This window comes from Castellaniella sp. GW247-6E4 (assembly GCF_040276065.1).
Lineage (GTDB): Bacteria > Pseudomonadota > Gammaproteobacteria > Burkholderiales > Burkholderiaceae_B > Castellaniella.
Genome location: NZ_JBELOI010000003.1, coordinates 88048 through 112842 on the forward strand (window position 1 = coordinate 88048; position 24795 = coordinate 112842).

Below are 24795 nucleotides of genomic sequence, written 5' to 3' on the forward strand. Positions count from 1 at the left end.
TACACATTCGGCAGAATTATTGATCCGTATCAGAACTGGAAAACGCACCATCGGTTAAAAGGTCGGCAAGGAGAACCGTCATGCCGCCCCCCCCGACCGACCGTGCCACTGATGCCCGGGCAGCCGCCCGGGCCACCGACCAGTATTTCCATGCCAGCCAGGCACGCGCCTTCGCATCGCTCTCGCCCGCCTCCCTCAGCCTGGCGTGGCTGGACTGGGCGATGCACCTGGCCGCCTCGCCAGGCAAACAGACCGAGCTCGCGCGCCTGGCCGTCGCCCACCAGAGCGAGCTGGCACGCTACCTGTACGATTGCCTGAAGACCGCAGGGGATCCGTCCCGAGCCTGCGTCACCCCCCCCGAAACCGACCGCCGCTTCAGCGACCCGGCCTGGTGCCGCTGGCCCTATAACCTGCTGCACCAGGGCTTTCTGCTGACCCAGAGCTGGTGGGAGGACGCCACGTCCGAAATACCAGGCGTCGACCCCCATCACCTGCACCAGGTGTCGTTCTGGGCGCGCCAATGGTTGGACATGATGTCGCCGGGCAACCAGCTCCATACCAACCCGGTCGCCCTGCGCCGTACCGCAAAGGAGCACGGCATGAATCTTGCGCGCGGCGGCGGGTATCTGCTGGAGGACATCGTCCGGCATCAGGCCGGCATGCCCATCGCGGGCGCGGAACGATTCCGCGTGGGCCGGGACGTTGCAGCCACCCAAGGCCAGGTGGTGGCCCGCAACCACCTGGCCGAGCTGATCCAGTATGCCCCGACGACCCGGACAGTCCGACCCGAGCCCGTGCTGCTGGTGCCGGCCTGGATCATGAAGTACTACATCCTCGACCTGTCGCCGCACAACTCCCTCGTGCGTTATCTTTGCGATCAGGGATACACCGTCTTTTGCCTGTCCTGGAAGAACCCCACCGACAAGGACGCGGAACTGGGTATGGACGACTATCTGCAGGACGGATTCTTCGCCGCCCTGGACATGATCGGGCGTATCCTGCCCGAACGCCGCATCCACGCGACCGGCTATTGCCTGGGTGGCACCTTGCTCGCCATCGCGGCGGCGGCCATGGCGCGCGATGGCGACGATCGACTGGCCACCATCAGCCTGTTCACCGCCCAGGTGGACTTCAGCGAACCGGGGGAGCTCGCCCTGTTCATCGACGAGGCACAGGTCCATATGCTCGAGGCGCAGATGCAGCGCCGGGGCTACTTCAGCGCCGACCAAATGGCCGGCGCCTTCCAGATGCTGCGGTCCTACGACCTGCTCTGGTCACGCATCCTCCACGAATACCTGCTGGGCGAGCGGCGCCCCATCAACGACCTGATGGCCTGGAACGCCGATACGACCCGCATGCCCGCCCGGATGCATTCCCAGTACCTGCGGCGCCTGTATCTGAACAACGACCTGAGTGCCGGACGCTATCCGGTGGGCGGTCGCCCGGTGTCGATCGGCGACATCCGCCGGCCGGTTTTCGCCGTCGGCACCCTCACCGATCACGTCGCCCCCTGGCGCTCGGTCTACAAGCTCCACCAGTTTTACCCCGGAGAGCTGAGCTTCGTGCTGACCAGCGGCGGGCACAATGCCGGCATCGTCAACGAACCCGGCCACCCCCGGCGCCAATACCGCATCCGCACTCGACAGCCCGGCGATGCCCACCTGCCGCCCGACGACTGGCTGGACGGGACGTCGGCGCACGCTGGATCCTGGTGGACCGCCTGGTCGCAATGGCTGGCGCAACGCTCGGGCCGCCGCGTAGCGCCGCCGACCCTGGGGGCACCCGGCTCGCCGGCCCTGGACGACGCGCCCGGCCGCTATGTATTGGAGTCCTGAACCATGATGCCGTGCAATCCCGAGGGCCCGCGGCGCAAGCGCGGGCGGGCCGCCGACATCACCCGCGCCCTGGGTGCGGCCTGCCTGCTGCTGATCCTCCCGGCATGCGTCAACCTGGCCCCCGAAACTCGAATTCCGCCCCTGCCGGTCGCCGATGCCTGGCCAGCCGACACCGGCACGGCCGCCGCCCGCGCGCTGGACGAGCTCGACTGGTCACATTATTTCCAGGACGCCGACATGCGCCGGCTGATCGGCCTGGCGCTGGCGCACAACCGCGATCTGCGCCTGGCCGCCCTGCGCGTGCGCGAGGCCGAGGCCGCCTATCGTATCCAGCGATCGGATCTGCCGCCATCGATCGGCGCCCAAGGCGGCACCGAGCGCAGCCACGTACCCGGCGACCTCAACCTGACCGGCCAACCTCAGATCCAGTCCCGGCACCAGGCCGGCATCGGCCTGAGCAACTGGGAAATCGACCTTTGGGGCCGGATCCGCAATTTGAAGGATGCCGCACTCGACGACTGGCTGGCCACGGAGGCTGCCCGCCAGGCCTTCCAGGTCGCGCTGGTGCGGCAAGTGGCCGATTCGGTATTGGCGCTGCGGGAACTGGACCAGCGCGCCTTTCTGGCGAACCAGGCGGTCCACAACCGCCGGCAGTCCCTGAATATTTTCGAGCAGCGCCTGGCGGTGGGCTCCTCGTCCGAACTGGAACTGACCCAAGTGCGCACCCTGCTGATCCAGGCCCAGGCGCTGCAAGCCCAATTGAAACAGGAACGGGCCGCCGCTGCCCACGCGTTGACCTTGCTGACGGGCACCGACCCCGGATTGGCGCCCATGGACGGCATCACACTGGAATCGACCTGGCTGACCCGGCTGGAACCGGGCCTGCCCTCTGAAGTCCTGCTGGCCCGCCCTGACATCCAGGCGGCCGAGGCCCAACTGCGGGCCGCCCACGCTCGGATCGGCGCCGCCCGGGCCGCCTTCCTGCCGCGCATCGCCCTGACCTCGAGCATCGGTTCGGCCAGTGCCGAGCTCGATGGGCTGTTCGACGGCGGCAGCAAGGCCTGGGTCTTTGCCCCCGTGATCCAGGTGCCGATCTTCACAGCCGGGCGCCTGCGCGCCAGCCTGGACGTCGCCGAAATCCGCCGTGACATGGCCGTGGCTACCTACGAGCGCAGCATCCAGGCCGCCTTCCGCGAGGTGTCCGACGCCCTGTCCGCGCGCCAGGGGCTGGCCGAGCAACTGGCCATCCAGGCCCGCATGGCGCAAACGCAGGCCGAGCGAGCCGGTCTGGCCCAACTACGCTACGACAGCGGCGCCACGCCCTATCTAGAGGTCCTGGATGCCGAGCGGGACTCGCTGAGCGCCCAACAGCAGTTGGTCCAGGTCCGCCGCGCCTGGCTGTCGAGTCAGGTCGCCCTGTATACGGCGCTGGGCGGCGGCACCGGCCAGGTCCCAGCCGACGCGCCTGCCTCGGCGGATACCGCCGCAGCCCCCGCCCCTAACGTTCTCCTCCCCCTATGACTCTCACCACCCACATCAGGAAATTCCTGCCGCTGATCCTCGTCGCCCTCATCGCCGTCGGCGCCTACGGTATCTGGCACTGGTCCCAGGACCAAGGTCCAGGGCCCGGCTTCGAGCGGGGCAACGGCCGGCTCGAAGCCACCGAAATCGACATCGCGACTCGGCTACCAGGCCGCATCGAACAAATCCTGGTCAACGAAGGCGATTTCGTGCAAGCGGGGCAAACCCTGGCCGTCATGAATCTGGACTCCCTCAAGGCTCAACTCGACGAAGCCCGCGCCCGCGAGCGCCAGGCCGGCCACGCCGCAATCGCCGCACAGGCCCAGGTCGCTCTGCGGCAAAGCGATGCCGCCACGGCGCAAGCCATCGTCAAGCAGCGGGAAAGCGATCTGTTCGCCGCGCGGCAGCGCTTGAACCGCTCCCGCTCACTGGCCCAGCGCGGAGCCGCCTCGCAACAAGAGCTGGACGACGACCAGGCGCGCCTATACAGCGCCGAGGCGGGGCTGGCCGCCGCACAGGCTCAAGTCGTGTCTGCCCAGGCCGGCATCTCCGCCGCACAGGCCGACCGGATCGGCGCTGAATCGGCCGTGGCGGCCGCCGCCGCCACCGTCGCCCGCATCCAGGCCGACCTCGAAGACAGCCGCCTGAAAGCGCCACGCGACGGCCGCATCCAGATGCGTGTCGCCCAACCCGGGGAGGTCCTGGGCGCCGGCGGACGTGTGCTCAACCTGTTGGACCTGGCCGACGTGACCATGACCTTCTTTATGCCCGAAACGGTCGCCGGACGTCTGGCCATGGGCAGTGAGGTACGCATCGTGCTGGATGCCGCCCCTCAATACGCGATCCCCGCCGAAATATCCTTCGTCGCCGGCCAGGCGCAATTCACCCCCAAAACCGTGGAGACCGCGAGCGAACGCCAAAAGCTCATGTTCCGTGTCAAGGCACGCATTCCACGAGACCTTCTGCTCAAGCACCTGGAACACGTCAAAACCGGCCTGCCCGGTGTCGCCTGGGTGCGCACCGACGCCTCGCTGCCCTGGCCGGCGTCACTGACCACCCGCCTGCCCGAGTGAGCCGATGAGACGGCACGCTTTCGTGGCGCGGATCCAGGGGTTGAACCACCGCTACGGCAAAACCCAGGCGCTGGAGCACATCGACCTCGACATTCCGGCAGGCCGCATGATCGGCCTCATCGGCCCGGACGGCGTGGGCAAATCCACACTTCTGTCGATCCTGGCCGGCGCGCGGATCATCCAGGATGGGCGGGTCGAGGTCCTGGGCGGCAATATGGCGCAACGCGCCCACCGCGGCCGAACCTGTCCGCGTATCGCCTACATGCCACAAGGCTTGGGAAAAAACCTCTATCCCACGCTGTCGGTCGAGGAAAACCTGCAGTTCTTCGCCCGCCTGTTCGGTCATGGGGCGGCCGAGCACCGCCGCCGCATCGACGAGTTGACGCGCAGCACCGGCCTGTATCCCTTCCTGTCGCGTCCGGCCGGCAAGCTCTCCGGAGGCATGAAACAAAAGCTCAGCCTGTGCTGCGCTCTGATCCACGACCCGGACTTCCTGATCCTGGACGAACCGACGACCGGCGTGGACCCCCTGGCTCGCGCTCAATTCTGGGACCTGATCGCCCGCATCCGCGGTGGCGCATCCAGCGGCCAGCCGACCCTGGAAAGCGCCACAAGCGTCATCGTCGCCACCGCCTACATGGACGAGGCACAAGGCGCCGACTGGCTGATCGCCATGGACGAAGGCCGTGTCCTCGCGACCGGCACGCCGGCTGAACTGTTGGCCAGCACGGGGCAGGCAACGCTGGAATCCGCCTTCATCGGCCTGCTGCCTGCCGCCAAGCGCGCGCGTCACGCGCCCGTCGACATCCCTCCATTGCCCGACGACACCGCCGACGATATCGCGATCGAAGCCCATGATCTGACCATGCGCTTCGGCAACTTCGTCGCGGTCGACCACGTCAGTTTCCGCATTCGCCGGGGCGAAATTTTCGGCTTTCTCGGCTCGAACGGCTGCGGCAAAACCACCACCATGAAAATGCTGACCGGACTGCTGCCGGCCAGTGAGGGCCGGGCCTGGCTGTTCGGCCGCGAAATCGACCCCGATGACCTGGGGGTGCGCCGTCGGGTCGGCTATATGTCGCAGTCCTTTTCGCTCTATGGAGAACTGACCGTCCGGCAGAACCTGGTCCTGCACGCCCGCCTGTTTCAAGTCCCGCCCGACAAGATCGATGAACGGGTCCAGGCCATGGTGGTGCGGTTCGATCTGGTCGATGTGCTGGACATGCTGCCCGTGAGTCTGCCGCTGGGCATACGCCAGCGCCTGTCATTGGCCGTGGCCATGGTTCACGAACCCGAGCTGCTGATTCTGGACGAACCGACCTCGGGCGTGGACCCTGTGGCGCGGGACGAATTCTGGCAGTTGCTGGTCACCCTATCACGGCGCGACCGGGTGACGATCTTCATTTCCACCCACTTCATGAACGAGGCCGAACGCTGCGATCGCATGTCCATGATGCATGCCGGCCGGGTGCTCGACAGCGATCGCCCGGCCGAATTGATGCGCAAACGTGGCGCCCACACCCTGGAGGAAGCCTTCATCGGCTACTTGCTGGAGGCTGAAAACAACCCGGCGCCCCCCGCGTACACCTCGGCCGGAGCAGTCGCACCCAGCGGTCGACTCGACAGTGCGGCACCCACCGTCCGCATCCGCCCCTTCAGCCTCGCACGGCTGCTCAGCACCATGCGGCGCGAATCCATGGAACTACGGCGCGACCCGGTGCGCGGCACACTGGCCCTGCTGGGATCCCTGGTGCTGATGTTCGTGATCGGCTTCGGCATCAGCATGGATGTCGAGAATCTGCGCTTTGCGGTCCTCGACCGGGATCAGAGCACCGTCAGTCGCGACTATGTGCTGAACCTCGCCGGATCGCGCTATTTCGTCGAACACCCCCCTATCCTCGACGAGGCCGACATGGATAGCCGCATGCGCAGCGGCGAACTATCGCTGGCGATCGAAATTCCTCCGGGATTCGCCGGCGACCTGCTGCGCGGCCGCAGAGCGGAAATCAGCGCCTGGATCGACGGCGCCATGCCACAACGTGCCGAGACCGTCCAGGGCTACGTCCAGGGGATGCACCAGCATTGGTTGGCGCAACAAGCGCGCGAGCGCCTGGGCCTATCGGTGGCGGCCCAGGCAACCCTCGAGACCCGCTTTCGCTACAACCCGGATGTACGCAGCCTGCCTGCCATGGTGCCCGTGGTCATCCCGCTGCTGCTGATCATGCTGCCGGCCATGCTGACCGCACTGGCCGTGGTTCGTGAAAAGGAAATCGGCTCAATCATCAATCTGTACGTCACTCCCGTGACCCGCACGGAGTTTCTGCTGGGAAAACAGATCCCCTACATCGGCCTGGCCCTGCTGAACTTCGCGGCCATGTGCCTGTTGGCAGTCACCGTATTCGAGGTGCCGATCAAGGGCAGTGTCGCCACCCTGGCACTGACCGGCATTGTGTACTGCATCGCCTCCACCGGCCTGGGCCTGCTGGCCTCGGCCCTGACACGCAGCCAGATCGCCGCGATGTTCTTCACCATGATGGCCACCCTGATCCCGGCGGTCCAGTTCTCGGGCCTGATGGATCCAGTCAGCTCGATGGAGGGCCTGGGGCGGATCGTCGGCGAGGTCTACCCGGCCGCCCACATGTTCACCATCAGCCGGGGGGTCTTCAACAAGGCGCTGGCATTCCGCGACCTGTGGCCGTCGATCTGGCCCATGGCGCTGTCCGTCCCGATCATCCTGGGCACAGCCATCGCCTTGCTTCGCAAGCAGGAACGCTGAGATGGCGCCTCATTCCCTTCGAACGATCTGGTGGTTGGGCATTAAAGAACTGTGGAGCCTATGGCGCGATCCCGTCATGCTCGTGCTGATCGCCTTTTCCTTCACGGTTTCGGTCTACACCGCCGCCACGGCAATCCCTGAAACCCTGCACCACGTCCCGATCGCCATCGTCGACGAGGACCATTCCCCGCTGTCGCAGCAAATCACGGCCGCCTTCTACCCTCCGCAATTCCTTTCGCCGGCCATGATCGGCCAGGAGCAAGTGGATCCCGGCATGGACACCGGCCGCTATACCTTCGCGCTCAACATTCCACCGAATTTTCAGCGCAACGTGCTGGCCGGGCGGACGGCGGAAATCCAGATCAACGTGGACGCGACGCGCATGAGCCAGGCGTTCACCGGCAACGCCCACATCCAGCAGATCATCCAAGGCGAGATCGAGGCGTTCATGCGCGCGCGCCGACCGGCCAGCGTGCCGCCGGTGGAGCTGGTCCTGCGCGCGCGATTCAATCCTGCCCTGGAAAACGCCTGGTTCGGCAGCCTGATGCAGATCATCAACCAGATCACCATGCTGTCTCTGATCCTGACCGGTGCCGCTCTGATCCGCGAACGGGAGCATGGCACCATCGAACACTTGCTGGTCATGCCCGTGACGCCGAACCAGATCATGCTCTCGAAAGTCTGGTCCATGAGCCTGGTGGTGCTGGTCGCCGCCGCCCTGTCGCTCAACGGCATCGTGCGCGGCCTGCTGCAGGTGCCAATCGAGGGGTCGCTGCCGCTGTTCTTCGTCGGCACCACCCTGCACCTGTTCGCCATGACGGCCATGGGCATCTGGCTGGCCACCCTGGCGCGCAATATGCCCCAGTTCGGCATGCTGATGATCCTGATCCTGCTGCCCCTGCAGATGTTGTCGGGCGGCAGCACGCCGCGCGAGAGCATGCCGCCGTTCGTCCAGGACCTGATGCTGGCCGCTCCAACGACGCACTTTGTCGAGCTGGGGCAGGCGATCTTGTACCGCGGCGCCGGATTCAGCGTGGTCTGGCCGGCCTTCCTTTCCCTCCTGGCCATTGGCTCGATTATGTTCTACTTGTCCTTGCGGCGCTTTCGCACGGCCATCGGCGCCATGGCCTGAAACGGCGGAACATTCCTATGAGCGATCCCTCACTGAGCACCCTGCGCAACCGAACCTTCGATGAACTTGCCGTGGGCGACCATGCCCGCATCGAACGCACCCTCGGCATCCGCGACATCCAACTATTCGCAGCCGTCTCGGGCGACGTCAACCCCCAGCATCTGGACCCCGACTACGCCGCCCACACCCCATTCCACGGCATCATCGCCCATGGCATGTGGGGCGCCTCACTGATCTCGGCCGTGCTGGGCACACAACTGCCGGGTCCCGGCACCATCTACTTGAGCCAGAGCCTGAATTTCCGCGCACCGGTGCGCGTGGGCGACAGGGTCACCGTCGAGGTCCGGGTCACGGATCTGGAAAAGGCGCAACAGCGCGTCCGCCTGGCCTGCATCTGCACGCTGCCAGACGGCACGGTCGCCATCGAGGGCGAGGCCCTCGTCCAGGCCCCCGAGGAACCCGTCGAACGCATCCGCACCACGCTGCCCGACATCCACATCCGGGAGCCGGCCGAAAATGGCCTCCGCACCCTGCTCGCCCACGTCCGCACGCTGGACGCAATTCGGGTGGCCGTTGTCCACCCCTGCGACGAGATCAGCTTGAAGGCGGCGCTCGATGCGCACCACGAGGGCCTGATCGAACCCGTTCTGGTCGCCCCACGAGCCCGGCTCGAGCAGGCCGCGCAAAGCCTGGGAGCGACGCTTGATGGATTGGATATTCGCGATGTGCCTCATAGCCATGCCGCTGCCGACCAGGCCGTCGCATTGGTCCGCGCCGGCGAGGTCGAGGCGCTGATGAAAGGCAGTCTGCACACCGACGAGCTGATGGCGGCCGTGGTACGCCGCGATGGGCTGCGCACCAAACGCCGGGTCAGCCACTGCTACCTGATGCAGACACCGCAGTACCCGCGCCCCTTCATCATCACCGACGCCGCCATCAATATCGCGCCGACGCTCGACCAGAAGGCCGACATCATCCGCAACGCCATCGACCTGGCCCACGCGATCGGTGTGAGCGACCCGCGCGTGGCCATCCTCGCCGCGGTGGAAACGGTCAGCGCCGCCATGCCCGCGACTCTGGACGCGGCCGCCCTGTGCAAGATGGCTGACCGCGGCCAGATCAGCGGCGGGCGTCTGGACGGACCGCTCGCCTTCGACAACGCAATCTCACAGGCCGCGGCCCGCATCAAGGGCATCCACTCGGATGTCGCCGGCCAAGCTGACATCCTGGTGGCGCCCGACCTGGAAAGCGGCAATATGCTGGCCAAACAATTGATGTACCTGGGAGACGCCGCCAGCGCCGGCCTGGTACTCGGCGCCCGCGTGCCGATCGTCCTGACCAGCCGGGCCGACACCTACGAATCGCGCATCGCATCCTGCGCCCTGGCGCTGCTGCTGGCGCACCACTATCGGAGCGCTCCGCCATGACCTTCGAGCACCCTGCGCCGCAGGAATTGATCCTGGTCCTGAACTGCGGCTCGTCGAGCATCAAGTTCGCCCTGTTCGATGCCGCAGCGGATCCACCCCCACGGCGTCCCGCCTGGAACGGCAAGGTCCAGGGAATCGGCGGCACACGACCGGATTTCGGTGAAACCGGCGTGACGGCGTTTCCGATCGATCTCGACGAGGCCCACCCCTACCGCAGCGCCCTGGATCTGATCCTGCGGCGCGTGCGGGCCCGCCTGGGCCAGGGTCGCCTCGTGGCCGCCGCCCACCGGGTCGTGCACGGCGGTCGCCGATACTCCACGCCGGCGCGCATCGACGCCGCCACGCTAGAGGACCTGCGCAGCTACATCCCCTTGGCGCCGCTGCACCAGCCTTTTGCGCTCGAGGCCATCGACATCCTGCTGCGCCAGCAGCCAGAGCTGCCCCAGATCGCATGCTTCGACACGGCATTCCACCATACGATGCCACAAGTCGAGCAGATGCTGCCCCTGCCCTACGATGCCTGGGAACGGGGCCTGCGCCGCTACGGCTTCCATGGCCTGTCCTACGAATACCTGTCCATCGCCCTGGCCGAGCGGCACGGAGAGCTCGCACATGGCCGGCTGATCGCGGCCCACCTGGGCAGCGGCGCCAGCCTGTGCGCCATGCGCGAACTGCGCAGCCAGGCGACCACCATGGGCTTTTCCTCGCTGGATGGCCTGATGATGGGCACCCGCACCGGCGCCCTGGATCCGGGAGCCTTGCTCTATCTGATGGAGATCGAGCGGCTCAGCCTCGAGGACGTCGGCCGGATTCTGTACCATGAATCCGGCCTGAAGGGCGTGTCGGGCATCTCGGCCGATCCCCGCGACCTGCTGGCGGCGGAAGCCCAGGCGCCACGCGCCCGGCTGGCCCTGGACCTGTATGTGCGCCGAATCGTGCGTGAGATCGGCGCGCTGACGGCCGTGCTGGGCGGGCTGGACATGTTGGTCTTCACGGCCGGAATCGGCGAACACAGTGTCGAGCTGCGCCGGCGTGTCTGCGAGGGCCTGGCCTGGCTGGGCGTGTCGCTGGATCCGGAGGCCAATGCGGCGCAGGCCACGACCCTCTCGATCGCCAGCAGTGCCGTGCGAGTCGCCATGGAGCCCACCAACGAAGAATGGGTCGCGGCCCGCCACGCAGGCGACCTGCTGGCCCGCGCGCGGGCGACCTTGTCCTAACTCAAGGCTGGCGGACGGACAAACCCCTATCATGGGGCTGCCAGCCACTCTACGTCGAGGCCCACTGAATGTTCCTGCACAACAACACGATTCTGGTGATCTTCATCCTCGGCGTCATCGCCACCTTCATCGGTTTCGGCATGCGCGATCGCAATCCAGGCATCGTCCTGCTGGGGATCGGCTTTCTGGCTGTCCTGTACGCCATCATCGGCAAGGCCATCGACGTCTTCGGCTAAGCGAGCGCCGGTCCGCCCCGATCCTCACCAAAGCGGCCCACCCCCCACTCAACCAGCTGCCCCTCGCGGCGCAACAGGAACAAGGCCTCCAGTCCCTGGCGCTGCGCCAGCGCCGGCCCCTCGCCGGGGCCGGCCACCAGCAGCGCCGTGGCCCAGGCATCCGCGCTCATGCAGTCGGCCGCCAGCACCGTGACGGATGCGACGGCATTGCGCACCGGCGCCACACGGCGCCCATCCATGGAGTGCGCGAGGCGCTCGGACCCCAAGCGGAACCAGCGCCGGTAGTCCCCCGAAGTCGCCACGGACAGATCCACGAGCTCGATCACCCCCCGGGCGGCACGCACACCGTCGCGCGGACTCTCCAGGGCCACGGCCCAAGGCTGCCCGTCCTCCCGCCCGCCCAGCGCCCGCAGCTCGCCATCCAACGATAGCAAGGCATGGCCGATCCCGTGTCGCTCCATCACGGCCGCCATGAGGTCCACGGCATAGCCCTTGGCGATCCCGCACAAATCCAGGATCATGGGCGCTTGCTTGCAGGCCCGGCCGCGCGCGCGATCCAGGGTGAGGGCACGATGCGCAAAATGATGCTCCGCGACCGCCTGACGAACAGCCTCGGGATCCGGCGCATCCCGTTCCGCGCCAAACCCCCAGGCGTTCACCAGCCCGCCGACGGCCGCGTCGAAGGCGCCGCCGCTGCGGCGGCCAACATCCAGGGCGCATGCCAGCACGGCCAGAATGTCCGGTGGCAGGGCCACCCACTCGCCAGGTGCGGCCCGGTTCAGGCGCATCAGATCGCTGTCCGCTTGCCATGGGGACATCTGCCGATCCACGCAGGCCACCGCCTCCTCGAGCTCGCGTGCAAGCGCCTGATGATCGGTGCCGACACCGGCCCGATAGCGCGCGGACCAGCGGGTCCCCATCGTCGGGCCGCTCAATACGGACATCCCGGCCTCAGAACACGTCTTCGGCATAACGCCCTCCTTCGCGCAGCCGCCGCACGTCCAGGCCGATGGCTCCGAGGATGTCATCCAGGGCCTCGGCCACACCGGCCGCCATCGGCCGGCTGCCGCAAACCCGCAGCGCGGCGCCTTCGGAGACCAGCGCGCGCAGGCGATCCGCATCGCGGCGCAAGGCATCCTGGACATAGCCGCCCCCATCCGGCACCCGGGAAAAGGCGGTCACCAGGCCCGACAAGCGGCCGTCGGCCAGCCAACCCCGGATCGCCTCGCCGAAATAAAAGTCCTCAGCGGGATGACGGGCACCGAAATACAGGAACATCGGAACTTTGCCGATATTGTCGCGAATGAAACCGGCCAGGGGGGCCACCCCTGTTCCGGCGCCGATCAGTGCCACCGGACGCTGTCCGCCCTCCAGGGTGAAGCCCGGATTGGGCTTGATGAACGCCCGAACGCGCTCCCCAGGCTCGAGTCCATGCAGAAAACCGGAACAGACGCCGCCGGGCAGCCGACGCACGCAGATTTCCAGAAATCCGTCCCGGCGGCTCGACGCCAGCGAATAGTAGCGGGGCACCGGGCTGGCGGGCGGCACGACGCCGACCAGATCCCCCGCCTCGAAACGCGGCATGCCCCGTCCGCGCAAACGGTCGACCCAGCCCGGATCGGACCAGCGAAAGCGCAGCACGACCGTCGGCCCATTGGCGCCGCCCACATACTCCTCGCGTCCGATCAGCTCCAGCGCAACGCTGGGGGGGACCCGAGGCACGTAGTCCAACACCAGCGTTTCCCCGAGGGCCCGCGAGAGGGCCACCCCCCAGCGCTCGAACTGCTGTGCAGACTGCTGGTGGATGCACTCCAGCGGCAAGGTTCGAGACCAGCCGCGGCCCCGCAGCACCCGCTCCACGGCCTCGGCATACGCGCAAAAGGCGGGAAACTGGCGATCGCCAAAACCCAGGACCGTGACCGGAACGGACCCCAATGGCAAGCCTGTGATCCGGTCCAGCGCCCGGGTGGCGTGGGCCGGCGCCTGGCCCTCGCCATAGGTGGCGGCCAGCACGAATACCTGACGCGCGGACTCGGGCACCTCGAACCGCTCCAGCGCAGCGGTATGGACTGCATGGCCATTGCGTGCGCAGGCCTCGTGCAGCGCCTGGGCGAACCCCCAGGTGGTGCCTCCCTCACTGGCCACGAAGATCAGGATATCGGCGCGCCTTGCCGGACGGTTGTCCCTCAGCCGCGGGACCCGGCCCCGGCCCTGACGCCAGATCAGCAAGCCAGATACCCAGAACGCCGGGAGGCTCGATCCGGCCAGACCCAGGATCAGCGCCCAGGCCCACAAGCCCTGGCCGGTGTGCAGCGCATGGGCCCACTCCTGGACTTGCCGGCCGACGGACGCAGGCTCCCACGCCAGCACATGACCGCTGCGTCGATCGATCCAGCCTGCGCCCCGATCCGTGGATACCACCCAGACATCCCCGGGATCATCGGCGGCGGGAAAGGTCAGCTTGCGCAAGCCATCCGCCGGCAGGCTGCGCAGCAACGGCAAATCCTCCACCGGCAGGTCGGGGCGATCGCCGGGCGCGGAAAGCACATCCGGATCGAAACCCGAATCGGCTGGAATCAGGCCGAAGGTCGTGGCGCTCATGTACAGCGCCGTCAGTGACAGCCAGGCCAGGATCAGCACCAGGATACGGCCCGCCACCGCGTGCACCCGCTGGGCGGACGTTCCACGAACCCGGCCCACAAGGCGGCGCCAGCCGCCCAGGCGTCGGGCCAGCATCACCGTCCCGGAGACCGACAACAGCAGCATGGCCAGGGCGAGCCCCGCCACCCCCAGCCGGCCGGCATCGCCCAGGAAGAAAGATCGGTGCAGATTGCGGAACCAGCGCTGCACCCCGGACGCCTGATAGTCGCCCAGCACCGTGCCGTCGGCGGGATCGATCCGGCGGGCCCGCGCCTGATTGCCGTCAAAGGAATAAGCCACGACCTCCCCGGCCGGCAGCCGCCGAAGCTCCTCGACCCCCGGAACATGATCGGCAACCCCGCGGGCCAGATCGGCCACCGTCAGGCCGGTCGGGACCGGTTCCGCCCGCCAGGCATCGCGTAGCGGAAAGAATGCCAGGACCGCCCCACTCACCCCGACGATCAAAGCCAGCGCGCCCGCCCACAAGCCCAGCCATCGGTGTATCCGCCGCCATTGCATGATGATCACCGAATCTGATAGCTGAAGGATCGGATGAATGGTCGTCCGGCGGTCTCCCGGCCGGCGCCGGCCACGGTCAGCGGCACGCGGATCTCGGCCGGACTGTCGCGCATGTCCTCGACCGCCGCATCGATACGCAGCTCATAACCGGCATCGAACAGCGCCTCGGCTAGATCCGCCGTCACCGTCAGCGTGCGGCCCGCGCCGACACTCGCGCCGGTCACCCCGTCCAGCCGGGCGGCGTCCCCCGCCGACAGGCGCTGCCAACCCGACAGATGCTTGTAGTATTTGGCCTTGCCGCCCGCGACCCACAAGGTGCCGGCGTAGGCGCCCTGGGCATCGGTCAGGTACACGGCCAGATAGGCGCCGTCGCCGCCGTAGTTCTTCAGCGTGGTCGACAGGGTCACGGTACGACTTTGCGCCAAGGCGGGAACCGCCAGCGCGCTAGCCGCCAGTAAAGCGGCAATAGAGAGGGTCTTCATGGCCGGCCCCCCTCCGGCGAACGCTCGGAGTTCAATTGATCCGGTCGCGCGCCCTCCCGCGGACGGCGAGCGGAGCGGTCCCGGTATTTCATCTTGACGATGTCGAGGGTTTCAGGATCGAGCGTGGCCTTGAAGGACCGGCCATCGGCGTCCCGGCCGGCGATCTCATAGCAACCATCGTCGATCTTTACGCGCGCCAGATCCCAGCCTTTGCGGCCCGCCAACTGATCGACGGCGTCCCGCGACTGCCAGCGCTCGATTGGCACCTCACAGTCTTCGCTCGCCGATGCCGGCGCGGCGGCCAGCCCCAGCGAGACCGCCAGCAGACAGGCACCGAATGTTCGGATCGTATGCATGTGGGTTCTCCTATTGTTGCGGCCACCGGGTGGCAGCCGTCGAAATCATGGTAAGAACCCAAACATTGACGCCAGATGAACGAGCGGTGGCGAGCCGCCCCCGAAAGGCCGGACCTTGATTAGGATCAAAGTTGGTGCCCGGCCAATCGCCGGGCGGCCTTTCAGTTGGCGAAGGCGGCGATGCCGGTGATGGCGCGCCCGAGAATCAGGGCGTGCACATCATGCGTGCCCTCGTAGGTATTGACCACCTCGAGATTGACCAAGTGGCGGGCGACGCAGAATTCATCCGAAATACCGTTGCCACCCAGCATGTCGCGTGCCATGCGCGCGATGTCCAGGGCCTTGCCGCAGGAATTGCGCTTGATGATCGAGGTGGCCTCGACGCACGCCATGCCCTCGCCCTTGAGGCGGCCGACGCGCAGCACGGCTTGCAGGCCCAGGGTGATTTCGGTCAGCATGTCGGCCAATTTTTTCTGGACCAACTGGTTGGCGGCCAGGGGGCGGCCAAACTGCTCGCGGTCCAGCACGTACTGGCGCGCAGTCTCATAGCAGGCCTCGGCCGCGCCCAGCGCGCCCCAGGCAATGCCATAGCGGGCGGAATTGAGGCAGGTGAAAGGCCCCTTGAGCCCCCGCACTTCGGGAAAGATGTTGTCCTCGGGGACAAAGACCTCGTCCAGCACGATTTCACCCGTGATCGAGGCGCGCAGGCCGACTTTGCCGTGAATGACGGGCGCCGACAGGCCCTTCCAGGCCTTTTCCAGAATGAAGCCGCGGATGTCGCCGGCCTCGTCCTTGGCCCAGACCACGAACACATCGGCGATCGGGCTGTTGGTGATCCAGGTCTTGGTCCCCGTCAGCTGGTAACCGCCCGGCACCTTCCGCGCCCGCGTCGCCATCGAACCCGGGTCGGATCCGTGATCGGGCTCGGTCAGCCCGAAGCAGCCGATCCACTCGCCCGAGGCCAGCTTGGGCAGGTATTTTTCCTTTTGCGCGGTGGTGCCGAACGTCTCGATGGGCACCATGACCAGGGAGCTCTGCACGCTCATCATCGAGCGGTAGCCGGAATCGATGCGCTCGACCTCGCGGGCGATCAGCCCGTAGCACACATCATTCATGCCCGCGCCGCCGTACCGCTCGGAGATCGTGGCGCCCAGCAGGCCCAGTTCGCCCATTTCGCGGAAGATCGCCGGCTCGGCCCGCTCATGGCGAAAAGCCTGCTGGACCCGAGGCAGCAAGCGATCCTGCGCATAAGCGCGCGCGGCGTCGCGCACCATGCGCTCGGTATCGCTCAACTGCTGGTCCAGCAGCAAAGGGTCGAGCCATTGGAACTGGGGGCGGGTAGCGGACATGAAAGTCTCCGGAAAAAATTCCACCAATGATTACAGTTATCCCACCCGAGCAGTCGACAAGGATGCCAGGGCCTCCTGGACCGCGCCCAGACGATCCGCCGGAATACGCGCCCAGCACTGGCCATCGACCTCTAGGCGGACCAGACCGTCGCCGTCCGTCGGCAGGCCGGACAGATCGCGGCCGACCAGAGAGCGGGTCAGACCATTGAGCCGCTTGGGGTCGCCAAAGGGCTCGGACAGCAGCAGCTCGGCGCCGTCCGCGCCGAACAAACGCTGGCGGAAGTGGCCGTCCTCATCCCGGAAGGACACGATCCGCGCACGACCGGCGCGCGTCCCGTCGGCGGTGGCGGGTCGGCCGCCGCCGACCGCCGCCCCGGAGGGCGAGCGCAAGCCCACGGCCTCGCGCAGGCGGGCCATGAAGGGCACGGCAATGCGTCGGGCCTTGGCGGCGCCGGCCTGGAGGACATCCTCGATCTGTTCCGGATGGGCCATCAGGTCCGCATAGCGTTCGCGCATCGGCCCGATCTGCGCCTCGATCCGCTCGCACAGGGCCTGCTTGGCCTCGCCCCAGCCCAGGCCCTGCTCCAGGGCGGCGCGAAATGATCGGCTCTCGTCGGGCGCGGCGAAGGCTCGGTACAGCGTATACAGATGCGAACCCTCGGCGTCCTTGGGCTCGCCCGGCTGGCGGGAATCCGTGACGATTTGCGCAACCGCGGCGCGCAGCGCCTTGGCCCCGCCCTCGAAGAGCGGAATCGTATTGTGATAGCTCTTGGACATCTTGCGCCCATCCAGGCCCGGCAAGGTGGCGACCTCCTCGTCGATCTGGACCTCGGGCAGCACGAACAAGGCCTCGCCCCCGCCGTATAGGTGGTTGAAGCGCTGGGCGATGTCGCGCGTCATCTCGAGGTGCTGGATCTGGTCGCGTCCGACCGGTACCCGGTGCGCGTTGAACATCAGGATGTCGGCGGCCATGAGCACGGGATACGAGAATAAGCCCATGGTCACGCCATCGTCCGGATCGACGGCCTTGGCCGCATTGGCGTCGACCGACGCCTTGTAAGCATGGGCCCGGTTCATCAGCCCCTTGGCCGTGACGCAGGTCAGCATCCAGCACAGCTCGGGAATCTCGGGAATATCCGACTGCCGATAAAAAGTGACGTGCCCGGGGTCCAGGCCGGCGGCGATCCAGGTCGCGGCGATCTCGAGGCGCGAACGGGCAATGCGGGCCGGCTCGTCGCACTTGATCAGCGCATGGTAGTCGGCCAGGAAAAAGAACGCATCCACCCCCGGCTGCGTGCTGGACTGGATGGCGGGACGGATGGCGCCCGCGTAGTTGCCCAGGTGGGGCGTGCCGGAGGTCGTGATGCCTGTGAGGACGCGCGTCGTGTCGATGGTCATGCGATAGGGGCCTGTTAACTGCTGCGCACAAGAGGGCCGGGTGTCAGAGCACCACCGCCGTCCGGCGCTGCTCGTCCAGATACTCGCGCGACTGCATTTCTATCAGGCGCGAGACGGTGCGGTGGAATTCGTTGGACATGGGACCCTGAGTATATAACTCGTCGGCGGGGCACTGCGCCGACAGGATGAGCTTGACCCGATGGTCGTAGAGCACATCCACCAGCCAGGTGAAGCGCCGCGCCTCGGAAGCCTGGCGCGGTGTCATGCATGGGACGTCCGACAAGATCACGGTCTGGAAGCGGTCGACCAGCTCGAGGTAATCGTTCTGCGAACGCGGGCCGCCGCAGAGGGTCGCGAAATCGAACCAGACCACCGTGCCGGCAAGGGCCACGGCCTGCACCTGCCGATTTTCGATGGTCAGCACCGGCTTTTGCGGCGCCGTGTCCGCCAGACGCTCGAAGGCCGCCCGCAATTCGTCGTGCGTGGCCGCCGTGATCGGCGTCAGATACGTGCGCAAGCCACCCAACATGAGGCGGCGGTAATCGATGCCGGCATCCACGTTCAACACGTCCATCCGGGCCTCGATCAGGTCGATCGCGGGCAGGATGCGATCGCGGTGCAGGCCGTCCGGATACAGGGTGGAGGGCTCGTAGTTCGAGGTCATGACGAAGGAGGTGCCGTATTCGAAGAGCCTGGACAGCAGGCGATACAGAATCATGGCATCGGCCACGTCCGAGACATGGAACTCGTCGAAACAGATCAGGCGATAGCGCTTGGCCACCTTGCGCGCCACATGGTCCAGGGGATCCGGCTCGCCGCTGACCGCGCGCAGCTCGCGGTGCACGCCGCGCATGAACTCGTGAAAGTGCAGGCGCGTCTTGCGCTTGACGGGCACCGTCACGTAGAACGCATCCATCAGGAAGCTCTTGCCCCGCCCCACCCCGCCCCACAGGTACACGCCGCGCGGGACCACCGGATGCAGGAAAAGCTTTTTCAGCGGGCTTGAGCGCTGCCGCTTGAAGTCGATCCAGTCGTCGTAGTAGCGCTGCAGACGCTCGACGGCGGTCCGCTGGGCCCCGTCAGCGACGAAGCCCCGCTCGCGCAGGGCTTCCTCATAGTATTCCCGGACATTCATGCCGGGCGGATCACAGGTTCAGCGTGCGCTTGTCGACCGCGAGCGCGGCCTCCTTGACGGCTTCCGAGAGGGTCGGATGCGCATGGCAGATCCGGGCGATGTCCTCGGCCGCGCCACGGAATTCCATAATGGCCACCGCCTCGGCGATGAGCTCGGAGGCCATGGGTCCCACGATGTGCACCCCCAGCACCTCGTCGGTCCGGGCATCGGCCAGGATCTTGACGAAGCCCGTGGTGTCGCCCAGCGCCCGCGCGCGCCCGTTGGCCATGAAGGGGAAGCTGCCCGCCTTGTACTCGCGGCCATCGGCCTTGAGGGCCTGCTCGGTCTTGCCCACCCAGGCCACCTCGGGCGAGGTGTAGATCACCCAGGGGATCGTATCGAAATTCACGTGGCCGTGCTGGCCGGCGATGCGCTCGGCGACCGCCACGCCTTCCTCCTCGGCCTTGTGCGCGAGCATCGGACCACGCACCACGTCGCCGACCGCCCAGACGTTGGCGAGATTGCTGCGGCAGTCCTCGTCCACGACGACAAAGCCGCGTTCGTCGAGCTTCAGGCCCACGACGTCGGCGCCCAGGCCCTGGGTATTGGGCACGCGGCCGATCGAGACGATCAACTGATTGACCGAGAGCTTCTGCTCGGCGCCCGCCGCGTCGGCGTAGGTGACGGTGACCCCCTTGGCCGAGGTCTTGACCTCGCCGATGCGCACGCCGGTCTGGATGTCCAGGCCCTGCTTGGCGTAGGCCTTTTGGGCTTCCTTGGCCACGTCGCGATCGACGGCGGCGAGAAACTCTGGCATGGCCTCGAGGATGGTGACCTCGGACCCCAGGCGGCGCCATACGCTGCCCATCTCGAGGCCGATCACGCCCGCGCCGATGACGCCGAGCTTCTTGGGCACCGCCGGAATACGCAGGGCGCCGTCATTGGACAGAACCTGCGTCTCGTCGAAAGGCAGACCCGGCAACTCGCGGGCGGCCGAACCCGTCGCCACGATCACGTGCCGACCCTCGAGCTCGTCCTCGGCGGCGCCGGAGACCTTGACCAGCCAGCCGAAATCGGTCTTGGCGGCCAGGGCGCCGGTCCCGTGGAAGAACGACACCTTGTTCTTTTTGAACAGGTACAGGATGCCATCGTTGTTCTGCTTGACGACGGTGTCCTTGCGGCCCACCAGTTTGTCCAGGTCCAGGCTTACGCCCTTGACCTGGATGCCGTGATCGGCCAGATGGTGGTTGACCTGGTCGAAGTGCTCGGAGGATTGCAACAAGGCCTTGGACGGAATGCATCCGACATTGGTGCAGGTGCCGCCGGGGGCGGGTTTGCCCGACGCGTTGGACCAGGCGTCCACGCAGGCCACCGACAGGCCGAGTTGGGCCGCGCGGATCGCGGCGATATAGCCGCCGGGGCCGGCGCCGATCACGATCACATCGAATTGTTTTGCCATGACTGTACTCGTAAATGGGTTCGAGGCGGCACCGGGTCGAGGCCGTGGGCACGCCCGGAGGACGCGCCCACGGCGTCCCGGCCAAAAGGCCGGCGCACGCCGTGGGGAAGCGGACTCAGACGCCGAGCAGCAGGCGCTGCGGGTCCTCGAGGGCTTCTTTCATGGCCACCAGGGCGAGAACGGCTTCGCGGCCGTCGATGATGCGGTGGTCGTAGGACAAGGCGAGATAGTTCATCGGGCGAATCACGACCTGGCCGTTTTCCGCCACCGGACGCTCTTTGGTGGCATGAATCCCCAGGATGGCCGATTGCGGCGGATTGATGATCGGCGTCGAAAGCATCGAGCCGAACACACCGCCATTCGAGATCGAGAAGGTTCCGCCGGTGAGTTCGTCCAGGCTGAGCTTGCCGTCCTGGGCGCGGCGGCCGAAATCGGCGATCTGCTTTTCGATCTCGGCGATCGAGAGCTGGTCGGCATTGCGCAGGATGGGCACCACCAGGCCGCGCGGGCTGCCGACCGCAATGCCGATGTCGAAATAACCGTGATAGATGATGTCCTTGCCATCGACCGAGGCGTTGACGACGGGATAACGCTTGAGGGCCGCGACCGCCGCCTTGACAAAGAAGGAGGTAAAGCCGAGCTTGACGCCGTGCTCTTTCTCGAATTGGTCTTTGTATTGCTTGCGCAGGTTGATGATGGCCTGCATATTGACCTCGTTGAACGTGGTCAGGATGGCATTTTCGGACTGGGACTGCAGCAGGCGCTCGGCCACGCGCGCGCGCAGGCGGCTCATGGGGACACGCTGTTCGGGACGGCCATCGAGGCCCAGCGAGGGCGGCGCGGAGACCGGGGCAGCGGCGGGCGACGCGCTTGCGGCGGTCGCCTGGATCGCGTCGCCTTTGGTGACGCGCCCCCCGCGGCCCGTGCCTTCGACGGTCGCCGGATCAATGCCTTTTTCCGACAGGATCTTGTTTGCCGCGGGCGAGGCCACGGCGGACTTGGCCGGCCCGGCCTCCTCGGCGGCCTGGGCCGCAGGGGCGGCGGGCGCCTGTGCGGCGGCTGTCGGCGCGGGCGCGGCCTTGGCGGCGGTGTCGATGCGCGCCAGCACCTCGCCGGACACGACGGTGCTGGCGTCGCCCTTGACGATTTCCGTCAACACGCCGGAGGACGGCGCGGGGACTTCGAGCACGACTTTATCGGTTTCCACCTCGATGAGAATTTCGTCCGCCTCAACGGCCTCGCCGGGTTGCTTCTTCCAATTGAGCAGCGTCGCCTCGGAAATCGACTCCGAAAGCTGCGGCACGAGGACTTCGATAATGGCCATAATGTGTTTCCCGTTCTATCTATGAATGTTCGCGTATCGGTGATCGGTCTTATTTGATGAGCGTGAAGCTTTTCAGCTTGGGCGAGAAGGCCTGCTCGATCAGATTGCGCTGCTGCTCCTGGTGCTTGGCCAGATAGCCCACCGCCGGCGAGGCCGACGCCTGGCGGCCAGCGTAGCCGAGCTTTTGCCCATCGGTCATGTTTTCGTAGAGATGGTGCTGGACGTAGAACCAGGGGCCCTGGTTCTGCGGCTCGTCCTGCACCCACACGATCTCGACGGCATTGCCGTACTTTTGCAGCTCGGCCTGGAAGGACTTGTGCGCAAAGGGGTAGAGCTGCTCGATGCGCAGAATGGCGACGTCCTTGCGGCCCTGATCGGCGCGGGCATGCACCAGATCGTAATAGACCCTGCCCGAGCACACCAGCACGCGCTTGACCTCGGCGGCGGCGATGCTCTCGTCGGCCTCGCCGATCACCGGCTTGAACCCGCCCTGGGCCAGATCCTCGAGAGGCGAGGTGGCATCCTTGTGGCGCAGCAGGGACTTGGGCGTCAAGATCACCAGCGGCTTGCGGAACGGACGGATCATCTGGCGGCGCAGCACGTGGTAGATCTGGGCGCCGTTGGTCGGCTGCACCACCTGCATATTGTTGTCCGCGCACAACTGCAGAAAGCGCTCGACGCGGGCCGAGGAGTGCTCGGGGCCCTGCCCCTCGTAGCCGTGCGGCAGCATCAGCGTCAGGCCGCATTGACGGCCCCACTTGGCCTCGCCCGAGCTGATGAACTGGTCGATCACGACCTGCGCGCCGTTGGCGAAGTCGCCGAACTGCGCCTCCCAGATGGTCAGCACGTTGGGCTCGGCGGTGGCATAGCCGTACTCGAAGCCCAGGACCGCCGCCTCGGAGAGCACCGAGTCGATGATCGTGAAGGTCGCCTGGCCGTCGGAGACGTTCTGCAGGGGCACATACGTGCCGTCGTCCCAGCGTTCGCGCTTTTGGTCATGCAGCACCGCATGGCGGTGGGTAAAGGTGCCCCGCCCCGAGTCCTGCCCGGTAATGCGGATGGCATAGCCGTTGGCCACCAGGGTCGCAAAGGCCAGGTGCTCGCCCATGCCCCAGTCCACGGGATGCTCGCCACGCGCCATGGCCAGGCGGTCGCCGAGGAGTTTTTTGACCAGCGGGTGCACGGTGAAGCCATCCGGCACCTGGGTGAGCGTTTCACCGATGCGTGTCAGTTCCGCCAACGGAATGCCCGTGTCGGCATGGTCGGTCCACTTGGCGCTCAGGAACGGCGACCAGTCGGTGGAGTATTTGTTCTTGTAGTCGGTCAGCACGGGTTCGACCGTGCGCTGGCCGTCCTCCATGAGCTGACGATAGTCCTTGACCATCTGGTCGGGCTCGGCCTCGGCCAGGATGCCTTGCGCCACCAGGCGGTCGGCGTAGAGCTTGCGCGTGCCAGGGTGCTTGCCGATACTCTTGTACATCAGGGGTTGGGTCAGCGAGGGCGTATCCTGCTCGTTGTGGCCAAGCTTGCGGAAACACACGATGTCGACCACAACATCGTGTTGGAATTGCTGACGGTAGTCCAGGGCGAGCTGGGTCACGAACACCACGGCCTCGGGATCGTCGCCGTTGACGTGGAACACAGGGGCCTCGATCATCTTGACCACGTCGGTGCAGTACAGCGTCGAGCGCGTATCGCGCGGATCCGAGGTCGTGAAGCCGATCTGGTTATTGATGACGATATGCAGGGTGCCGCCGGTGCCGTAGCCGCGGGTCTGGGCGAGGTTCAGGGTTTCCATCACCACGCCCTGGCCGGCAAAGGCCGCATCGCCATGCACCAGCACGGGCAGAACCTGCAGGCCCTCGTCGTCGCCCCGGCGATCCTGGCGGGCGCGCACGCTGCCCTCGACCACCGGGTTGACGATCTCGAGGTGCGAGGGATTGAAGGCCAGCGACAAGTGGACCGGGCCGCCCCGCGTCGACAGATCGCTGGAGAAGCCATTGTGGTACTTGACGTCGCCGTCGCTCAGGGCCTGACTGTGCTTGCCTTCGAATTCGGCGAACAGGTCGCCGGGCATCTTGCCCATGACATTGACCAGCATGTTCAGGCGGCCGCGGTGGGCCATGCCGACCACGATCTCCTGGACGCCGTTGTCGCCCGCGTGATTGATCACCTCGTCCATGGAGGCGATGAAGCTCTCGCCGCCCTCAAGGGAAAAGCGCTTCTGGCCCACATACTTGGTGTGCAGGAAGCGTTCCAGACCCTCGGCCTCGGTCACCTGGCGCAGGATGTTGCGCTTTTGCTCGACGGTGTACTCGGGCACGCCCAGCGTGGATTCCAGCCGTTCCTGGATCCAGCGCTTGACCGCCGGGTCCGAGATGTACATGAATTCGGCGCCGATGTTGCGGCAATAGGTATCGCGCAAGGCCTTGAGGATGTCCCGCAGGGTCATCGTATCGGCCTTGGTGAAATAGGTGTTGGTGGCGGAATAGACCTGGTCCAGATCGGCCTCGGTCAAGCCGTAGAACGCCGGATCCAGCTCGGGGATCTCGGGGCGGTCGCGGCGCTTGAGTGGATCGAGCTCGGCCAGGCGCGCGCCCAGCGAACGATACGCGGCGATGATGGACTGGACGTAGACCTGCTTGCCGGCGATCGCCAGGGCCTGGTCGGAGGCCTGCGCCGGGCGCACGGTGAAGCTGTTTTCACGGGCCCGCTGGGCGAACGACGCGACGATCGGCGCATGAGCTTGATCGCGGGTGGCCTCGCGGCCGTCGGCGGCGGGTTGGTGCTGGAGCTGGTCGAAGTAATTGCGCCACTGATCGGGAATGGAACCCGGGTTGTCTAGGTAGGACTCGTAGAGTTCCTCTACGTAGGGGGCATTGGCGCCGAAAAGATAGGAATTAGACTGGAGTTCTTGTTCCGTGGACATTGTATGCT

Annotated in this window: 18 protein-coding genes; 8 read left to right on the plus strand and 10 right to left on the minus strand. The window is 66.5% G+C overall.

What is annotated here, in order from left to right:
• Positions 1–80 precede the first annotated feature (80 nt).
• The 8 genes from ABS761_RS05620 to ABS761_RS05655 all read left to right on the plus strand — a co-directional run bounded on the left by ABS761_RS05620 (position 81) and on the right by ABS761_RS05655 (position 11217).
• Positions 81–1835, plus strand: coding sequence for a PHA/PHB synthase family protein (locus ABS761_RS05620; RefSeq protein ID WP_350407135.1), 1755 nt, complete (start codon positions 81–83; stop codon positions 1833–1835).
• 3 nt (positions 1836–1838) lie between these two features.
• On the plus strand, positions 1839–3356 hold the full coding sequence (locus ABS761_RS05625; RefSeq protein ID WP_350407136.1) for an efflux transporter outer membrane subunit: 1518 nt from the start codon (positions 1839–1841) through the stop codon (positions 3354–3356).
• Positions 3353–4429 carry an HlyD family secretion protein gene (locus tag ABS761_RS05630; protein ID WP_350407137.1) on the plus strand — a complete coding sequence of 359 codons (1077 nt, stop codon included), beginning with the start codon at positions 3353–3355 and terminating at the stop codon, positions 4427–4429. The genes ABS761_RS05625 and ABS761_RS05630 overlap by 4 nt, the downstream gene beginning before the upstream one ends.
• 4 nt (positions 4430–4433) lie before the next feature.
• Positions 4434–7205 carry a ribosome-associated ATPase/putative transporter RbbA gene (gene rbbA, locus ABS761_RS05635; RefSeq protein ID WP_350407138.1) on the plus strand — a complete coding sequence of 924 codons (2772 nt, stop codon included), beginning with the start codon at positions 4434–4436 and terminating at the stop codon, positions 7203–7205.
• A gap of 1 nt (position 7206) precedes the next feature.
• Positions 7207–8337, plus strand: coding sequence for an ABC transporter permease (locus ABS761_RS05640; RefSeq protein ID WP_350407139.1), 1131 nt, complete (start codon positions 7207–7209; stop codon positions 8335–8337).
• A gap of 17 nt (positions 8338–8354) precedes the next feature.
• Positions 8355–9764, plus strand: a complete 1410-nt coding sequence (locus ABS761_RS05645; RefSeq protein ID WP_350407140.1) for a bifunctional enoyl-CoA hydratase/phosphate acetyltransferase — start codon at positions 8355–8357, stop codon at positions 9762–9764.
• Positions 9761–10981: an acetate/propionate family kinase gene (locus tag ABS761_RS05650; RefSeq protein ID WP_350407141.1), complete on the plus strand. Its 1221-nt coding sequence runs from the start codon at positions 9761–9763 to the stop codon at positions 10979–10981. Before ABS761_RS05645 ends, ABS761_RS05650 begins: the two co-directional genes overlap by 4 nt.
• A gap of 68 nt (positions 10982–11049) precedes the next feature.
• The gene (locus ABS761_RS05655) at positions 11050–11217 is read left to right on the plus strand and encodes a hypothetical protein (protein ID WP_350407142.1); all 168 of its coding nucleotides are present in this window, start codon (positions 11050–11052) and stop codon (positions 11215–11217) included.
• Here ABS761_RS05655 and ABS761_RS05660 read toward each other — a convergent pair.
• The 10 genes from ABS761_RS05660 to ABS761_RS05705 all read right to left on the minus strand — a co-directional run bounded on the left by ABS761_RS05660 (position 11214) and on the right by ABS761_RS05705 (position 24787).
• Positions 11214–12188, minus strand: coding sequence for an FAD:protein FMN transferase (locus ABS761_RS05660; protein ID WP_350407143.1), 975 nt, complete (start codon positions 12186–12188; stop codon positions 11214–11216). The two genes, ABS761_RS05655 and ABS761_RS05660, sit on opposite strands and share 4 nt — an antisense overlap.
• Positions 12169–14376, minus strand: a complete 2208-nt coding sequence (locus ABS761_RS05665; RefSeq protein WP_350407144.1) for a PepSY domain-containing protein — start codon at positions 14374–14376, stop codon at positions 12169–12171. The genes ABS761_RS05660 and ABS761_RS05665 overlap by 20 nt, the downstream gene beginning before the upstream one ends.
• 5 nt (positions 14377–14381) lie before the next feature.
• The gene (locus ABS761_RS05670; RefSeq protein WP_350407145.1) at positions 14382–14858 is read right to left on the minus strand and encodes a DUF2271 domain-containing protein; all 477 of its coding nucleotides are present in this window, start codon (positions 14856–14858) and stop codon (positions 14382–14384) included.
• Entirely contained in the window at positions 14855–15214 is a 360-nt protein-coding gene (locus tag ABS761_RS05675; protein WP_350407146.1) for a PepSY domain-containing protein, read from the minus strand. The genes ABS761_RS05670 and ABS761_RS05675 overlap by 4 nt, the downstream gene beginning before the upstream one ends.
• Positions 15215–15375: 161 nt before the next feature.
• Positions 15376–16563, minus strand: a complete 1188-nt coding sequence (locus tag ABS761_RS05680; RefSeq protein ID WP_350407147.1) for an acyl-CoA dehydrogenase — start codon at positions 16561–16563, stop codon at positions 15376–15378.
• A gap of 36 nt (positions 16564–16599) precedes the next feature.
• Positions 16600–17961 carry a tryptophan--tRNA ligase gene (locus tag ABS761_RS05685; RefSeq protein WP_350407148.1) on the minus strand — a complete coding sequence of 454 codons (1362 nt, stop codon included), beginning with the start codon at positions 17959–17961 and terminating at the stop codon, positions 16600–16602.
• A 43-nt stretch (positions 17962–18004) separates the two neighbouring features.
• A complete protein-coding gene (zapE, locus tag ABS761_RS05690; RefSeq protein WP_350407150.1) occupies positions 18005–19096 on the minus strand; it encodes a cell division protein ZapE in 1092 nt (363 codons plus the stop codon).
• A 10-nt stretch (positions 19097–19106) separates the two neighbouring features.
• Complete coding sequence (gene lpdA / locus ABS761_RS05695) at positions 19107–20534, minus strand: dihydrolipoyl dehydrogenase (protein ID WP_350407152.1); 1428 nt, start codon at positions 20532–20534, stop codon at positions 19107–19109.
• Positions 20535–20649: 115 nt separating this feature from the next.
• The gene (gene odhB / locus ABS761_RS05700; protein ID WP_350407153.1) at positions 20650–21858 is read right to left on the minus strand and encodes a 2-oxoglutarate dehydrogenase complex dihydrolipoyllysine-residue succinyltransferase; all 1209 of its coding nucleotides are present in this window, start codon (positions 21856–21858) and stop codon (positions 20650–20652) included.
• Positions 21859–21907: 49 nt separating this feature from the next.
• Positions 21908–24787: a 2-oxoglutarate dehydrogenase E1 component gene (locus ABS761_RS05705; protein ID WP_350407154.1), complete on the minus strand. Its 2880-nt coding sequence runs from the start codon at positions 24785–24787 to the stop codon at positions 21908–21910.
• Positions 24788–24795: the final 8 nt, after the last annotated feature.

What these genes read in the sequence shown, in the direction of transcription:
- ABS761_RS05650 (WP_350407141.1), top strand. Translation starts at nt 9,761, where the DNA reads ATGACCTTCGAGCACCCTGCGCCGCAGGAATTGATCCTGGTCCTGAAC.
- ABS761_RS05675 (WP_350407146.1), bottom strand. Translation starts at nt 15,214, where the DNA reads ATGCATACGATCCGAACATTCGGTGCCTGTCTGCTGGCGGTCTCGCTG.
- zapE (WP_350407150.1), bottom strand. Translation starts at nt 19,096, where the DNA reads ATGAATGTCCGGGAATACTATGAGGAAGCCCTGCGCGAGCGGGGCTTC.
- ABS761_RS05685 (WP_350407148.1), bottom strand. Translation starts at nt 17,961, where the DNA reads ATGACCATCGACACGACGCGCGTCCTCACAGGCATCACGACCTCCGGC.
- ABS761_RS05705 (WP_350407154.1), bottom strand. Translation starts at nt 24,787, where the DNA reads ATGTCCACGGAACAAGAACTCCAGTCTAATTCCTATCTTTTCGGCGCC.
- rbbA (WP_350407138.1), top strand. Translation starts at nt 4,434, where the DNA reads ATGAGACGGCACGCTTTCGTGGCGCGGATCCAGGGGTTGAACCACCGC.
- lpdA (WP_350407152.1), bottom strand. Translation starts at nt 20,534, where the DNA reads ATGGCAAAACAATTCGATGTGATCGTGATCGGCGCCGGCCCCGGCGGC.
- ABS761_RS05660 (WP_350407143.1), bottom strand. Translation starts at nt 12,188, where the DNA reads ATGCCGAAGACGTGTTCTGAGGCCGGGATGTCCGTATTGAGCGGCCCG.
- ABS761_RS05620 (WP_350407135.1), top strand. Translation starts at nt 81, where the DNA reads ATGCCGCCCCCCCCGACCGACCGTGCCACTGATGCCCGGGCAGCCGCC.
- ABS761_RS05625 (WP_350407136.1), top strand. Translation starts at nt 1,839, where the DNA reads ATGATGCCGTGCAATCCCGAGGGCCCGCGGCGCAAGCGCGGGCGGGCC.
- ABS761_RS05645 (WP_350407140.1), top strand. Translation starts at nt 8,355, where the DNA reads ATGAGCGATCCCTCACTGAGCACCCTGCGCAACCGAACCTTCGATGAA.
- ABS761_RS05665 (WP_350407144.1), bottom strand. Translation starts at nt 14,376, where the DNA reads ATGCAATGGCGGCGGATACACCGATGGCTGGGCTTGTGGGCGGGCGCG.
- ABS761_RS05640 (WP_350407139.1), top strand. Translation starts at nt 7,207, where the DNA reads ATGGCGCCTCATTCCCTTCGAACGATCTGGTGGTTGGGCATTAAAGAA.
- ABS761_RS05630 (WP_350407137.1), top strand. Translation starts at nt 3,353, where the DNA reads ATGACTCTCACCACCCACATCAGGAAATTCCTGCCGCTGATCCTCGTC.
- ABS761_RS05655 (WP_350407142.1), top strand. Translation starts at nt 11,050, where the DNA reads ATGTTCCTGCACAACAACACGATTCTGGTGATCTTCATCCTCGGCGTC.
- odhB (WP_350407153.1), bottom strand. Translation starts at nt 21,858, where the DNA reads ATGGCCATTATCGAAGTCCTCGTGCCGCAGCTTTCGGAGTCGATTTCC.
- ABS761_RS05680 (WP_350407147.1), bottom strand. Translation starts at nt 16,563, where the DNA reads ATGTCCGCTACCCGCCCCCAGTTCCAATGGCTCGACCCTTTGCTGCTG.
- ABS761_RS05670 (WP_350407145.1), bottom strand. Translation starts at nt 14,858, where the DNA reads ATGAAGACCCTCTCTATTGCCGCTTTACTGGCGGCTAGCGCGCTGGCG.